At 68.9% G+C, this 14,339-nt stretch carries 11 protein-coding genes; all 11 read right to left on the bottom strand.

Annotated elements, in window-relative coordinates; all coding sequences use genetic code 11:
• Positions 1 to 22: 22 nt before the first annotated feature.
• Positions 23 to 1,531, bottom strand: a complete 1,509-nt coding sequence (gene tssC / locus AC1RAD_RS00280) for a type VI secretion system contractile sheath large subunit (protein WP_056583649.1) — start codon at positions 1,529 to 1,531, stop codon at positions 23 to 25.
• Entirely contained in the window at positions 1,528 to 2,094 is a 567-nt protein-coding gene (tssB, locus tag AC1RAD_RS00275; protein ID WP_447740098.1) for a type VI secretion system contractile sheath small subunit, read from the bottom strand. The genes tssC and tssB overlap by 4 nt, the downstream gene beginning before the upstream one ends.
• An 85-nt stretch (positions 2,095 to 2,179) precedes the next feature.
• Positions 2,180 to 3,265, bottom strand: a complete 1,086-nt coding sequence (gene tssA / locus AC1RAD_RS00270; RefSeq protein ID WP_159278907.1) for a type VI secretion system protein TssA — start codon at positions 3,263 to 3,265, stop codon at positions 2,180 to 2,182.
• 140 nt (positions 3,266 to 3,405) lie between these two features.
• A complete protein-coding gene (locus tag AC1RAD_RS00265; protein ID WP_492733297.1) occupies positions 3,406 to 4,593 on the bottom strand; it encodes a fumarylacetoacetate hydrolase family protein in 1,188 nt (395 codons plus the stop codon).
• A 71-nt stretch (positions 4,594 to 4,664) separates the two neighbouring features.
• A complete protein-coding gene (locus tag AC1RAD_RS00260) occupies positions 4,665 to 8,378 on the bottom strand; it encodes a molybdopterin cofactor-binding domain-containing protein (RefSeq protein WP_492733295.1) in 3,714 nt (1,237 codons plus the stop codon).
• Positions 8,375 to 8,887 (bottom strand): (2Fe-2S)-binding protein, encoded by a 513-nt coding sequence (locus AC1RAD_RS00255; protein WP_492733294.1) that lies wholly within the window; start codon positions 8,885 to 8,887, stop codon positions 8,375 to 8,377. Before AC1RAD_RS00255 ends, AC1RAD_RS00260 begins: the two co-directional genes overlap by 4 nt.
• Positions 8,865 to 10,025, bottom strand: a complete 1,161-nt coding sequence (locus AC1RAD_RS00250) for an ABC transporter substrate-binding protein (protein ID WP_492733292.1) — start codon at positions 10,023 to 10,025, stop codon at positions 8,865 to 8,867. Before AC1RAD_RS00250 ends, AC1RAD_RS00255 begins: the two co-directional genes overlap by 23 nt.
• Positions 10,026 to 10,094: 69 nt before the next feature.
• On the bottom strand, positions 10,095 to 10,820 hold the full coding sequence (gene pncA / locus AC1RAD_RS00245) for a bifunctional nicotinamidase/pyrazinamidase (RefSeq protein ID WP_139703389.1): 726 nt from the start codon (positions 10,818 to 10,820) through the stop codon (positions 10,095 to 10,097).
• A 34-nt stretch (positions 10,821 to 10,854) separates the two neighbouring features.
• On the bottom strand, positions 10,855 to 11,589 hold the full coding sequence (locus tag AC1RAD_RS00240; protein WP_070063547.1) for an ABC transporter ATP-binding protein: 735 nt from the start codon (positions 11,587 to 11,589) through the stop codon (positions 10,855 to 10,857).
• The gene (locus AC1RAD_RS00235; protein ID WP_447740080.1) at positions 11,586 to 12,377 is read right to left on the bottom strand and encodes an ABC transporter ATP-binding protein; all 792 of its coding nucleotides are present in this window, start codon (positions 12,375 to 12,377) and stop codon (positions 11,586 to 11,588) included. Before AC1RAD_RS00235 ends, AC1RAD_RS00240 begins: the two co-directional genes overlap by 4 nt.
• Positions 12,374 to 14,299 carry an ABC transporter permease gene (locus AC1RAD_RS00230; RefSeq protein WP_070063549.1) on the bottom strand — a complete coding sequence of 642 codons (1,926 nt, stop codon included), beginning with the start codon at positions 14,297 to 14,299 and terminating at the stop codon, positions 12,374 to 12,376. Before AC1RAD_RS00230 ends, AC1RAD_RS00235 begins: the two co-directional genes overlap by 4 nt.
• Positions 14,300 to 14,339: the final 40 nt, after the last annotated feature.

The raw sequence follows: 14,339 nt of genomic DNA, 5'->3' as shown, positions 1-14,339 counted from the left end.
GCCCGGTAGCGGGACAGTGGAATTAGCTGCTGTCCTTCTTGTTGGACGGCAGCTTCGAAACCAGCCGCAACGACACCGTCAGCCCCTCGAGCTGGTAGTGCGGCCGGAGAAAAAACTTGGCGGCGTAGTAGCCGGGGTTGTCCTCGATGGCTTCCACCTGGACCTCGGCCGCCGCCAGCGGCTTCATCGCCTTCGTGTCCTGCGACGAGGTGCCGGGGCTGCCGTCGACGTAGTTCATGATCCAGTCGTTGAGCCAGCGCTCCATGTCTTCGCGCTCGCGGAACGAACCGATCTTGTCGCGCACGATGCACTTCAGGTAGTGCGCGAAACGGCAGCACGCGAACAGGTACGGCAGGCGCGCCGCCAGGTTGGCGTTGGCCGTGGCGTCGGCGTCGTAGTACTCGGCCGGCTGCTGCAAAGACTGCGCGCCGATGAAGGCCGCGAAGTCGGAGTTCTTGCGGTGCACCAGCGGCATGAAGCCGTTCTTGGCGAGCTCGGCCTCGCGTCGGTCGCTGATGGCGATCTCGGTCGGGCACTTCATGTCCACGCCGCCGTCGTCGGTGGGGAAGGTGTGCGTGGGCAGGTTCTCGACCGCGCCGCCCGACTCCACGCCGCGGATCGAGGTGCACCAGCCGAACTGCTTGAACGAGCGGTTGATGTTCACGCCCATCGCATAGGCCGAGTTGGCCCAGGTGTAGCGCGTGTGCAGCGCCGAGTCGGTTTCTTCCTCGAACTCGAACTCGTCGACCGGGTTGGTGCGCGCACCGTAGGGCAGGCGCGCCAGGAAGCGCGGCATGGCCAGGCCGATGTAGCGCGCGTCTTCCGAATCGCGCAGCGAGCGCCACGCGGTGTGCTCGGTGTTCTGGAAGATCTTGGTCAGATCGCGCGGGTTCGACAGCTCCTGCCACGAGTCCATCTGCATCACGGTGGGCGAGGCGCCGGCGATGAAGGGGCAGTGCGCGGCGGCGGCGATCTTGGCCATCTCGCCGAGCATCTCGACGTCGGGCGGGCTGTGGTCGAAGTGGAAGTCGCCGATCAGCGCACCGAAGGGCTCGCCGCCGAACTGGCCGTACTCGGCCTCGTAGATCTTCTTGAACATCGGGCTCTGGTCCCAGCCGATGCCCTTGTGGCGCTTGAGCGAGCGCGCCACTTCGCGCTTGGAGGCGCACATGACGCGGATCTTCAGCTGCTCGTCGGTCTCGGTGTTGTTCACGAGGTAGTGCAGGCCGCGCCATGCACCTTCGAGCTGCTGGAAGTCTTCGTGGTGCAGGATCTGGTTGATCTGCTCCGACAGCTTGCGGTCGATCTCCGTGATGATGGCCTGCACGCTGCGGTAGGCGTCGTTCGAGATGGTGACGGTGTTCTCGAGCGCCTGCACGGCCAGCGTCTTGACGGCGTTCTCCACCGCCTCGCGCGCCTGCTCGGTCTTGGGCTTGAACTCGCGCTGCAGGAGGTCGGAGAACTCGTTGGGCTCGAGCGCTTCGACGGTGGCGGTGCGGGCGCGTGCGCCTTGCTGGGATGCGGTGCTCATGGTGCGGTCCTGTCGTCGGCTTGCTTGGCTGCTGCATCGGCGGCCGCCTGCGCGACCGCGGGGTTGGGCGCGGACGCCAGCGACTTGAGCAGCGCCGGGTTCTGCAGCGCCTGCGCGATGAGTTGTTCGGCGCCGTTCTTGCCGTCCATGTACGAGAGCAGGTTCGACAGCTCGGTGCGCGCCTCGAGCAGCTGCTGCAGCGCATCGACCTGGCGCGCGATGCGCGCGGGCGAGAAGTCGTCCATGCTGTCGAAGGTGATGTCCACGTTCATCTGGCCTTCGCCGGTGAGCGTGTTGGGCACCTGGAACGCGACGCGCGGCTTGATGGACTTCATGCGCTCGTCGAAGTTGTCGATGTCCACCGCCATGAACTCGCGCTCCGCGAGGTCGGGCATGGGGTCGGTCTGCTTGCCCGCGAGGTCGGCGATGACGCCCATCACGAAGGGCAGCTGGATCTTGCGTTCGCTGCCGTAGATCTCGACGTCGTACTCGATCTGCACGCGCGGCGCCCGGTTGCGCGCGATGAACTTCTGACCACTGTTCCTGACACGGTTGTCTGCCATAAGCGTCCTCTTGAAACTGAATGCATGGGTCGTACCGGTCGACCGGTGCCGGCGCGTTGTTCCTGCTCGCCGGCAGCAACGGCCGCTAGGGCAATGCGGCGTCGCCGTTCAACGGGCGGCCGGCAAGGCTTTCTATCTTTTGCAATCCCTCGGGCACGAGCTCTTCGATGATCTGGAAGAAGTTGAGGTCCATCAGCCGCTGGGCCCTGCGGATCAGCATGGGTGCCGGATGGCTCGGTTCCGTTCGTTCCAGGAACTCGCATGCTTTTTCCAACAACACTTGCACATCTTCACGAGCCGATATTTCAATCTCTTGAATACGCAGCGGGCGCACTGCAGCCTGCGTGGCCGCTGCAACGTGCGCTGCGGGTGCGTGCACGTGCGCCGCACCGCTTGTGTCTTCTGCACGGCCCACTGCCGACGCCTGCGGCACCTCGCTGTGCGGCTGCTCCGGCAGCAACTGGCCCACGGTGCGCAGCGACCGTTCGAGCCTCGAAAAATCAGGCGCCCAACTCTGGCCCAGCGCACGCTCGCAGGTCTCGCGGATGCGCTGCAGCAGTGCCAAAGCCTCACGCAGGGCCACGACCGGCGCCGCCGCCTTGTCGTGTGCGCGGCGTGCGGCCTCGCGCAGGCGGCCGACGCCGCCGGGGTAGTCCACCTGGTCGCTCTTGCTCGAATCGAGCAGCGCCTCGACCTGCCGCAGGCTCATCGCCGTGCCACCGTCTTCGAGCAGCCGCGCATCGCGCACGCTGCGTCCGAGCCCTTCGGCTTCGGCCAGTGCGGCCAGCGCATTCATGCGCGGCAGCGGGTCTTCGTTCGTGCCATCGACGACGCGCGGATGCACGTCGTTCCAGAAAGCCTGCAGCACCGCATCGACCTGCCGCAGCCCGTCGACATAGCCGGGCAAGCCGCGGCTTTCGGTCCATGCGAGCGTGAGCGGCACCAGCACGCGCAGGTCGCGCGTGCGCACGCACAGCTGTCGTGCGATGCGGTCTACGCGCGCCCAGTCGGGCGGCTCGGCGGGGATGATGGTGTCGCCGAACTGCTGCTCGCGCTTGCCCGTGGCCGCCTGTTGGAGCGCCATGAAATCGGCGTCGTATTCCAGATCTTCACCACAGGGAAGCGGGCCCTCGACGGGCGTCTGCAACAGATCGATCTCATTCGGCAGCAACCACGACTCCCTTGATTTATCCACTCGCGATGGTAGTCATCTTGAGGGTAAGAAGAGGCATGGTCAACCGCAACAGAATGCAAAGTGCAGCCTCTGAATTCCAAAGGAGTACATCTGCTTTTAAAGTGCAGAAGTACGGGCTACAGCAGCCGACGCGACGCGAGGTTGCGCATCAACGCACCGAGGCCGAAAGACCACCGCGGCGCCTGGTCTGCATGCACGACGCGGTTGTTCAACGCACCCAATTCAGGCGCAGCAATGCGCACGTGGTCGCCCACCACGTGCGTGAATCCTTGCCCCGGTCCGTGACGGTCTTGTGTCGGCGCGAACATCGTGCCCAGAAACAACATGAAACCGTCTGGGTAGGCGTGGTGGCGGTTGAGTGTCTGTGCCACGAGGTCGAGCGGATCGCGGCTGATCTTCGCGAGCGAGCTCGAACCTTCAAGCGTGAAGCCTTCGGGCCCCGTCACGTTCAATGCGACCGTGATGCGCCGCACATCGGCGATGCCGAAGTGCGCATCGAACAGACGGATGAACGGGCCGATGGCGCACGAGGCGTTGTTGTCCTTCGCCTTGCCCAGCAGCAGTGCGCTGCGGCCTTCGAAGTCGCGCAGGTTGACGTCGTTGCCGAGCGCGGCGCCGAGCGTCTCGCCGCGGCTGTTCACCGCGAGCACGACTTCGGGCTCGGGGTTGTTCCAGGCCGAGTCCGCGTGGATGCCCACGTCGGCGCCCGTGCCCACGGCCGCGAGCACCGGGGCCTTGGTGAAGACCTCGGCGTCGGGGCCGATGCCGACCTCGAGGTACTGCGACCACATGCCCTGCGCGATGAGCACGTCCTTCACCTTCATGGCTTCGGGCGAGCCCGGCACGATGTCGGCGAGGTTGTCGCCCAGCACATCGCCGATGGCCGCGCGCGTGGCCTCGGCGCGCGAGGCATCGCCGCGTGCCTGTTCTTCGATCACGCGTTCGAGCAGGCTCGCGACGAAGGTCACGCCGCTGGCCTTCACGACCTGCAGGTCGCAAGGGGCGAGCAGCCAGGCCTGGTGGCTGTCGCGCGTGCTTTCGTCGCTGTTGGCGAGCACGGCATCGAGTGCGGCGATGCGTGGCGCGGCGCCACTCTGCAGTGCCGCGCGCACGGCTTCGGCTGGCGAGCCGTTGCCTTCGAGCAGGTCGCTCATTGTCGGTGCGAGCGTCGACAGGTCGTGCAGGCCATCGCCCTGCACGGCCACCAGCACCGGGCCCACGCCGGGTTGCCAGAGACGGCCGACAAGGGTGGCGCGCTCGGCGTCGCGGGGCAGGCTGGAAGCGGTCGAAAGGTCCAAAGGCATGGTGGGGTGTCTCCGTGAATAAGGTCTGCGCGCCATCGTAGCCGCGGACCTGTGGCCGCGCGCGCCGCGGGTCAGTGGCCCGGCGTGGCCCGCACGCGCGCCACCTCGGCGGGCAAGTTCGGCCACGGCGCTTCCTGTGGTGCGAAACGTGCGCGCATGTAGCCGGTGAGGTCGGCGATCTGGCGGTCGTCCAGCGCCTCGCGGAACGCGGGCATGAAGCCGATGTCGCGGTGCGCGGGTGCGCGCACGCCGTCGAGGATGGTGCGCAGCAGGTTGTCGGGCCGTGTGCTCGTGAGGCTGCTGTTGAGTGCGAGCGGTGTGTTCACGCCCAGCAGCGTGGGGCCGTCGCCGTCGTGGTGGCACGAGGCGCAGGCGCTGTCGAACATGCGCTGCGCGGGGCCGAGCAGTTGGCCCTGCGTGCGCGCGGCGTTGTCGATGGCTTGCTGCGCGAGTGCCTGCGGTTGCGCAACCGGCGCGGGGTTGAACGAGCCGAGGTAGACGGCCATCGCGCGCACGTCGGCGTCGGGCACCTGCGCGAGTTCGCGCACCACCTCGGCCATCGGCCCGCCCGCGATGCCGTGGCGCGGCGAGTGGCCGTTGCGCAGGTAGCGGTACAGCGCGTCGGTGTCCCACGGCACGGCGGCCTTCGACAGCTGCGTGAGCGCGGGCGCTTCCCAGCCATCGACCATCGCGCCCGAGAGGAACGCGCTGCCGCCCTGCTCCGCGCCGAGCGCGTTGCGCGGCGTGTGGCAGGCGCCGCAATGGCCTAGGCCGTTGACGAGGTAGGCACCGCGGTTCCATTCGGCGCTCTGCGTGGGCACAGGCGGAAGCGGCGCGGGGTCGTGGAACAGCGCGTTCCAGCCTGCCATCAGCGGGCGCAGGTTGAACGGGAACTTGAGTTCGGACTTGGGCGTTGGCGCGCGCACCGCCGGCATCGCCATGAAGTACGCATAGAGCGCCTGCAGGTCGTCGTCGCTGGTCTTCGCGAAGGCGGTGTAGGGGAATGCGGGGTACAGGTGGTGGCCGTCGCGCGAGACGCCTTCGCGCATCGCGCGCTGGAAGGCGCTGAACGACCAGCGGCCCAGGCCCGTCTCGGCGTCGGGCGTGAGGTTGGTGGTGTAGAGCGTGCCGAAGGGTGTCTCCATCGCACGGCCACCGGCGTTGGGCGCGCCGCCGGGTGCGGTGTGGCACACGGCGCAGTCGCCGAGCGCGGCGAGCACGCGGCCGCGTTCGATGGTGGACTCGCTGTAGACCGGCGCGCTGAGCGACACCGGCGCGATGGCCGCGCGCCAGCCGAGCAGGCCGGCGATGACGCCCAGGCCGCCGATGAAGAGCGCGGCGCCGGTGGCCCACAGGCCCTTGCGACGCGGCCACAGGGCGTTGTTCACGCCTGCGCTCGAGGCAGGTGGTGAAGAGGGTCCGGCGGCATCGCCCTGCCCCGGTGGCGGTGGCAGCGAACCGCGGTTCAACTCCGTCAGCACCGTCTCCGGCGTGAACGGCGGCGAGCGGAAGCGCACGCCCGTCGCATCGAAGATCGCATTCGCGATCGCCGCCGTGCCCGGCACCGACGACGACTCGCCCGCGCCCAACGACGGCTCGCCGGGACGCGGCATGTGCATGACCTCGATTACCGGCACGTCGCGGAAATTAATGATCGGGTAGCTGCCCCACTCGCGGCTCGCGACCACGCCGGTCGGCAACACGCCCGGCAACTGCGCACCGCCAGCAGCAGCACCCTGCTGCGGCGCGAACTGCACCTGCTCCTTGAGCGCGCGGCTCGTGGTCTGGATCACGTTGCCGTGCACCTGGTGCTCGACCCCCGCCGGGTTGACCAGCAGCCCCGCGTCGTGCCCCACCACCACGCGGCGCACATGCACCTCGCCGGTCTTCTGGTTGACCTCGACATCGGCCACCCACGCAGCCCACGCCGCGCCGAAGCCCGGCCACTTGCTGTGGATGTAGCGCGCGTACGCAAAGCCCTGGCCGAAGAGGATGTCGCCGCCTTCGCCGAGCCCGCCGTCGGCGTTCTCCTGCGGCCCGGTGCGCATGCGCCAGCCGGCCTTCTGCGCGGTGGCCTGCACGAGTTCGACCGCGCGCGGGTCGTCCAGGTGCCGCAGACGGAACTGCACGGGGTCGACGCCGGCGGCGGTCGCCAGCTCGTCGATGTATGACTCGTGCGCGAACGAACTCGGCAGCGCCGACACGCCGCGCAGCCACGAGGCGCGCACGATCGGCGCCATGTCGTTGACCTTCACGCGCAGGTTGTCGTAGGTGTAGGGCGGTCGCGCGGTGCGGTCGCCCATCTCGTAGGCCTGCGCCACGGGCTCGACCGTGCGCGTGAGCAGCAGCGCCAGCGTGGGCGCGCCGTTCGAGGGGTACGAGGTTTCGAAGTCGTAGGCGGCGACGCGGCCGTCGGCCATGAGCCCGCCGTCGATCTCCATGAGCTGCGCAGCGCCCTTGGGCTCCCACGCATGCTCCTGCTCGCGCGAGAGCTGCACGCGCACCGGCGCACCCACGGCGCGCGCGAGCAGCGCGGCATCGGCCGCCACGTCGTCGGCGCCGTTGCGGCCGTAGCAGCCTGCGGCCTCCATGCGCACCACATCGACCTGCACGTCGTCCACGCCCATCAACTTCGCGAGGTCGGCGCGCAGCACGTGCGGGTTCTGCGAGCCGGCCCAGCAGCGCAGCTGCATGCCGCTGCCGTCCGCGGGCTGCCACTCGGCCAGCGCGCACGAGGGGCCGATGGACGCATGCATCTGGTAAGGCCACACATACGTGCGCTGCATCGGCTGCGCGGCGGCGGCCATGGCGCCGTCGACGTCGCCTTCGTCGACCAGCAGGCGCTGCGTCGAGGGGTTGTCGCGCAGGGCCTGTGCCACGTCGCGCAGGTCGGGCATGCCGGGCCAGGGCTTCCAGGTCACGCGCAGCTCGCGCATCGCCTGCTCGGCGTGCTCCTCGCGCTCGGCGACGATGCCGACGAAGTCGCGCACCACGACCACGGCGCGGATGCCGGGGATGTGCGCGATCGACGCTTCGTCGACCGCTTCGAGCGTGTTGCCGATGAACTCGCCGTGGTCCGCGCCCGCGTACGGCGGGCGCACCACGCGGCCGTGCAGCATGCCGGGCACGCGCATGTCGTGCACGAACACGAGGTCGCCCGCGAGCTTGGCCGGGATGTCGACGCGCGCCTGGCGCGTGCCGACGAGGCGGTAGTCGGCCGGATTCTTGGGTGTCGTGTCGAGGTCCAGCCGCAGCACGGTGCGCTGGTGCGCCACGAGGTCCGCGTAGTTGACGTGACGGTCCGGCGTCTCCGCGACGCGCACCACGCCGTTGCGCACCTGCAGTGCATCGACGGCCACGCCCAGCCGTTCGGCCGCGCGCGCCAGCAGCCAGGCGCGCGCCTGCGCCGCGGCCAGCCGCAGCGGCTGCGCGTGGATCTGGATCGACGCGCTCGCGATGGTCGCGCCCTGGTTGGGCGCGCGCGCGGTGTCGCCGAGCATCATGCGCACGCAGGGCATGCCGAGGTCGAGCTCCTCGGCCACGATCTGCGCGAGTGCGGTCTGGATGCCGGTGCCCAGGTCGACGTGGCCGTTGAGCGCGGAGACGCTGCCGTCGTCCCACAGGGCGAGCAGCACCTCGTCGCCTTCACTGGGGTGGCTGGCGATGAAGGCGGGCTGGCCCTTGGCCGGCGGCGGCGGGGGCGGTGCCTCGCGCACCACCAGCAGCACGCCGTCGGCGGCGAGGAATTCCGCGCGCGTCTGCGGCAGGTCGGCGCGGCGCGTCATGCGGCGGGGGCGTCCGGCGGGGCCGCACGCAGGCGCACGGCGGCGCGCTGCACGGCGTCGAGGATCTCGATGTGCGTGCCGCAGCGGCACAGGTTGCCCGACAGCTCGCTGCGAATGCGCGCCTCGCTGGCATCGGGGTCGCGCGCCAACAGCGCCGCGGCCTGCATCACCATGCCGTTGAGGCAGTAGCCGCACTGCGCGGCCTGGGCGTCTTCGAAGGCGGCCTGCACCGGGTGCCAGCGCCCGCGCATGCCCAGGCCTTCGAGCGTGGTGATGCTGCGGCCCGCCACGCCGTGCGCGGGAATCACGCAGGACCGCGCGGCCACGCCGTCGACGTGCACCGTGCACGCGCCGCACTGCCCGAGCCCGCAGCCGTACTTGGGCCCGTTGAGCCCGAGGTCGTTGCGCAGCAGGTGCAGCAGCGAGGCTTCGCGCGGCACGCCGGCGAGCGCGTGCGCTCGGCCGTTGACCTGCAGGTGCAGCGGCTCAGCGCCGCAACTGGCCGTCACGGGTGTACATCTCCAGGTCCACGAAGGTCGAGCCGTTGTGGTTCTTCGCGCTGTAGTCGACGGGGAAGTCGCCGAAGCGCATGCTGCCGATGCTCTCGAGCCCGGCGATGAAGCTGTCGCGCGTGAGCGCCTTGCCCGCGCGGCGCAGGCCCTCGGCCATCACGCGCGCGACGATGTAGCCCTCGAGCGCGGTGTAGCTGTCGATCTTCTGGCCGAACTCGGTGCGGTCGCGCTGGTAGTCGGCCACGATGGGCACGCGCTGCGCACCGGGCGGCGGCACGATGCTGGCCGTGACCAGCCCGGCGAGCTTGCCGTCCAGCCGCTTGGCGGAACCCGCCGCGTCGGTGATGCCGACCGACAGCGTGTACAGCGGCGCGGCCGCACCGCTCGCGCGGTAGTCGCGGATGAAGACCTCGGTCATGCGCCCGGCCATGATCATCACGACGGCGCCGGGGCGGCCCTCGGCGAGCCCGCCGATCACTTGCTTCGCGTCTTCGGCGGCGATGGCCATGGGCAGCGTCTGCACCACCTTCACCTTGTACTCGGCGGCCAGCTGCTCGCAGGTGGCGAGGTTCGACTTGCCGAAGGCGCTGTCCTGGTAGACCACGGCGATCGACTGGATGCCCAGCGTCGAGAGGTGGCTGATGATCTTGCGCAGCTCCAGGTCGTAGCCCGCGCGCACGTGGAACAGGTAGCGGTTGGTTTTTGTGCGAAACGACGTGGTGCCCACCAGCGGCGCGAACATCGGCACGCCGGCCTTCTCGGCCAGCGGCATGGCGGCCGCGAGGTTGCCCGTGGCGACGTAGCCGGTGAGCGCGAAGACCTTGTCCTCGTCGATCAGCTTGGCGGTGTTGACGGCCGTCTTCGCGGGCTCGTAGGCGTCGTCGTAGGTGACGAGTTCGATCTTGCGGCCGTGGATGCCGCCCGACTTGTTGACGCGGTCGAAATACAGCTGGATGCCCGCGCGGTAGTCGACGCCGAAGTCTTTCGCCGGGCCGCTGAACACGGCCGACTGGCCGATGCGGATGGTGCTGTCGGTCACGCCGTTGTCCGCGCGCGCCGGCCGCAGCAGGCCGGGGCCGAGGGCCAGGGCCGCGCCGCCCGCCACCAGGGTGCGCCTTGAAATCGAGAGCTTCATGCGTCGTCTGTCTCTTTGTTGTTGTCGTCGGAGGGTGTTGCCGCGGCGGCGCCGCGGACTTCGTCGTCGTCAGCCGGCCTGGATGTCGCCGGACTGGATGCGCTTGACGCCCTTGGCCGTCATCTGCTTCCAGGCGGCCGCCAGCGAGCCGTTGAGGTCGATGCCGCGCGTGGCGTCTTCGATCACGTAGGCCTCGAAGCCGGCCTTGCGCGCGTCCATCGCGGTCCAGGCCACGCAGAAGTCGGTGGCCAGGCCGGTGACGAACACGGTCTTGATGCCGCGCGCCTTGAGGTAGCCGGCCAGACCCGTGGCCGTCTTGTGATCGGCCTCCTCGAAGGCGGAGTAGCTGTCCATGTCCTTGTGGAAGCCCTTGCGGATGATGAGCTGCGCGGTCGGCACCTTCAGCTCCTTGCCGAGCGCCGCGTCGTCGGTGCCCTGCACGCAGTGGTCGGGCCACAGCACCTGCGTGCCGTAGTTGAGCTTGGTGGTCTCGAAGGGCTTCTTGCCGCTGTAGGTGCTGGCGAACGAGGCATGGCCCGCCGTGTGCCAGTCCTGCGTGACGACGATGTTCTGGAACGCGGGCGCCAGCGCGTTGATGACCGGGATCACCTCGTTGCCGCCCTTCACCGCGAGCGTGCCGCCATCGAGGAAGCAGTTCTGCACGTCGACCACGATCAGCGCGGCCTTGCCACCGGGCTTGATCTTGCCGGCCGCGAAAGCGGAGAGGCCGAAACTGCCAAGGCTGCCGGCGAGCCCCAGGGCAGCGGCGGACTTCAAGACGGTTCTGCGATGCATGGTGTGGACTCCGGTGGTTGAGGAAAGGAAACGGTCAGACGCTGAGGTAAGCCCTGCGCACTTCTTCGTTCGCGGCCAGTTCGGCCATCGTCGCGTGGTAGCGGATCTGTCCCTTCTCGAGCACGTAGGCCCGGTCGGAGACCAGCTCGGCGAAGTGCATGTTCTGCTCCGACAGCAGGATGCTCACGCCCTGCGCCTTGAGCTCGAGGATCATGTTGGCCATCTGCTCGACGATGACGGGAGCCACGCCCTCGGAGGGCTCGTCGAGCAGCACCAGGTAGGGGTTGCCCATCAGCGTGCGCGCCACGGTGAGCATCTGCTGCTCGCCGCCGCTCATGCGGCCGCCGGGGCGGTTGGGCATCTCGCCGAGGTTGGGGAACAGCTGGAACAGGCGCTCGGGCGTCCACAGCGGCGCGGCGGTGCCGTCGGCCCACTGGCGCGCGGGCTGCTTGCCGACTTCGAGGTTCTCCATCACCGTGAGGTCGGTGAACACGCGCCGGTCTTCGGGCACGAAGCCCAGGCCCAGGCGCGCCGCGTGGTGCGGCTCGCTTTTCGAAATGTCGTGGCCCAGGAAGCGCACCGCGCCGCGGCGCTTGCTCAGCATGCCGATGAGCGTCTTGAGCGTGGTCGACTTGCCCGCGCCGTTGCGGCCCATGAGCGCGACGACTTCGCCGCGCCGCACTTCGAGGTCGACGTCGTAAAGAATCTGCGCGGCGCCATACCAGGCGCACAGCGCCTTGGCTTCCAGAAGAGGTTCGTGCGTGCTCATGCGGCAACTCCCAATGCGGCGGCCTTTTCGGCGATCTTCTCGAAGGTCTTGCCGCTGCCGAAGTACACCTCCTGCACCTTCGGGTGGTCGCGGATCTCGAGCGGCTTGCCCTGCGCGATGAGGCGCCCGCGCGCCAGCACGATCATGCGATCGGCGTACGCGAACACCACGTCCATGCTGTGCTCGGTGAAGAGCACGGCCATGCCGCGCTGGATGACGAGGTCCTTGGTGAGCGCCATGAGCGAGTTGCGCTCCTGGGGCGCCATGCCGGCGGTGGGCTCGTCCATGAGCAGCAGCTTGGGCGAGTTGGCCATGGCAATGGCGAGTTCGACGCGCTTCACGTCGCCGTAGGCCAGCACACTGCAGGGCCGGTCGGCCTGCGCCTTCATGCCGACCTGGTCGAGCAGCGCCAGCGCCTCGTCGCGCTTGTGGTCGGCCGCGCGGCGCCACATCGAGAACAGCTTGTGATCGTGCGAGAGCAGCGCCATCTGCACGTTCTCGACCACGGTGAGCGAGGCAAAAGTTTCGGCGATCTGGAAGGTGCGGCCCACGCCCTTGCGCCAGATCTCGCGCGGCTTGCGGCCCACGAGCTCGTGGCCGTCGAGCGTGATCGAGCCCTGGTCGGCCTTGAGCTGGCCGTTGACCATGTTGAAGGTGGTCGACTTGCCGGCGCCGTTGGGCCCGATGAGCGCGAGCAGTTCGCCGGGCGGCAGCTCGAAGCTGATGCCGTCCACGGCCTTCACGCCGCCGAAAGACTTGCCGAGGTTGGTGACTTTGAGGAGGCTCATGCCTTCACCTCCTTGAGCTTGGCGTCTGCTTCATCATGCTTCGGTGCGCGCCAGCGATCGACGAGCTGCTTGATCGAGCCTGCAATGCCCTGCGGGAACAAGAGCACCAGGATCAGGATGATGGCGCCGAGCATCGCGCGCCAGTAGTCGGTGTTGCGCGCCACGGTGTCGTGCAGCCAGGTGAAGGTGACGGCGCCGACCACCGGGCCCGCCAGGGTCTGGATGCCGCCCAGCAGCACCATCACGAGGCCGTCGACCGACTTGCCGACCGACAGGCTCTCGGGCGAGATGCTGCCCTTGGAGAACGCATAGAGCGCACCGGCCAGGCCGGCCACGGTGCCGGCGATGACGAAGGCCGCCCACTGCATGCGCTTGACGTCGATGCCGATGGCGTCGGCGCGCAGCACCGAATCGCGGCCCGCGCGCAGCGCATAGCCGAAGGGCGAAAACAGCACGCGGCGCAGCCACCACACGCCCGCGCCCACGAGCACCAGCGTGAGCCAGTAGTACACCTGCTTGTTCGACAGCCACTCCGAAGGCCACACGCCGGTCAGGCCGTTGCTGCCGCCCGTGAAGCTGTCCCACTGGTAGGTGACGGCCCAGGTGATCTGCGCAAAGGCCAGCGTGAGCATCGCCAGGTACACGCCCGACAGGCGCACGGCGAACCAGCCGTAGACGAAGGCGCCGAGCGCGGCCACCAGCGGCGCGACCACGAGTGCCAGCTCCATCGGCAGGTGCAGCGCGCGCACCAGCAGCGCCGCGCCGTAGGCCCCGAGGCCGAAGTAGGCGGCGTGGCCGAAGGAGTGCATGCCGGCCGGCCCCATGATGAAGTGCAGGCTGGTGGCGAACAGCGCGGCGATCAGCAGGTCGATCATCAGCACCGTGGTGTAGGGCGAACCGGCCGTCAGCAGCGGCAGCGCGGCGAGCACCAGCGCCAGCCCGGCGGCGGCCACGATGTAGGCGGTGCTCGGGCGGCGCAGCGGTTCTTCCTGCATGCCGACGTAGCGGCTCGGCGCCTGCGGCCGGCCGAACAGGCCCCAGGGACGCCACACCAGCACGATGGCCATCACGAGGAAGTCGACCATCAGCGTGAGCTTGGAGAACGACACGTCGATGCCGAAGATCTGCACCACGCCCAGCCAGATGCACACGGCCTTGATCTCGGCGATGAGCAGCGCGGCCACGTAGGCGCCGGGCAGCGAGCCCATGCCGCCGACCACCACCACGACGAAGGCGGCGCCGATGGTGTTCAGGTCCATCTCGAGCGTGGCGGGTTCGCGCGGCAGTTGCAGTGCGCCGCCCAGGCCCGCGAGCAGCGCACCGAGCGCAAACACGGCGGTGAAGAGCCAGGCCTGGTTGACGCCCAGCGCGCTGACCATCTCGCGGTCTTGCGTGGCGGCGCGCACCAGCGTGCCGAAGCGCGTGCGCGTGAGCAGCAGCCACACGAGGCCGAGCACCAGCGGGCCGACGACGATCAGGAACAGGTCGTAGGAAGGAAACTGGCGCCCGAGGATTTCGACCGAGCCCTTCAGGCCCGGCGCGCGCGGGCCGAGCAGTTCGTCAGGGCCCCAGAGCCACAGCACCGCGTCCTTGATGACCAGCACCAGCGCGAAGGTGGCCAGCAGCTGGAACAGCTCGGGCGCCTTGTAGATGCGGCGCAGCAGCAGCACCTCGATGAGCGCGCCCAGCACGCCCACCGCGAGCGCGGCGATCAACAGCGCCGGCCAGAAGCCCACGCTCGGGCCGAGCTTCTCGACCAGCGTGTACGCGACGTAGATGCCCACCATGAAAAAAGATCCATGGGCGAAGTTGACGATGCGCGTCACGCCGAAGATCAACGAGAGGCCGGCCGCCACCAAGAACAGCGAAGACGCGCCGGCCAACCCGTTGAGCAACTGAACAACGAAGCCTGAAAAGCTCATGAGGGACCCTGAGGAAACTGGAGACACCGCGCCCCGCCGC

Source organism: Variovorax sp. GW823-FHT04B03 (genome assembly GCF_058796495.1).
Note: the sequence above shows the minus strand (reverse complement) of the source record. Positions and strands in the feature narration are given on the sequence as shown.

What these genes read in the sequence shown, in the direction of transcription:
- tssB (WP_447740098.1), bottom strand. Translation starts at nt 2,094, where the DNA reads ATGGCAGACAACCGTGTCAGGAACAGTGGTCAGAAGTTCATCGCGCGC.
- pncA (WP_139703389.1), bottom strand. Translation starts at nt 10,820, where the DNA reads ATGCATCGCAGAACCGTCTTGAAGTCCGCCGCTGCCCTGGGGCTCGCC.
- AC1RAD_RS00230 (WP_070063549.1), bottom strand. Translation starts at nt 14,299, where the DNA reads ATGAGCTTTTCAGGCTTCGTTGTTCAGTTGCTCAACGGGTTGGCCGGC.
- tssC (WP_056583649.1), bottom strand. Translation starts at nt 1,531, where the DNA reads ATGAGCACCGCATCCCAGCAAGGCGCACGCGCCCGCACCGCCACCGTC.
- AC1RAD_RS00265 (WP_492733297.1), bottom strand. Translation starts at nt 4,593, where the DNA reads ATGCCTTTGGACCTTTCGACCGCTTCCAGCCTGCCCCGCGACGCCGAG.
- AC1RAD_RS00250 (WP_492733292.1), bottom strand. Translation starts at nt 10,025, where the DNA reads ATGAAGCTCTCGATTTCAAGGCGCACCCTGGTGGCGGGCGGCGCGGCC.
- AC1RAD_RS00260 (WP_492733295.1), bottom strand. Translation starts at nt 8,378, where the DNA reads ATGACGCGCCGCGCCGACCTGCCGCAGACGCGCGCGGAATTCCTCGCC.
- AC1RAD_RS00235 (WP_447740080.1), bottom strand. Translation starts at nt 12,377, where the DNA reads ATGAGCCTCCTCAAAGTCACCAACCTCGGCAAGTCTTTCGGCGGCGTG.
- AC1RAD_RS00240 (WP_070063547.1), bottom strand. Translation starts at nt 11,589, where the DNA reads ATGAGCACGCACGAACCTCTTCTGGAAGCCAAGGCGCTGTGCGCCTGG.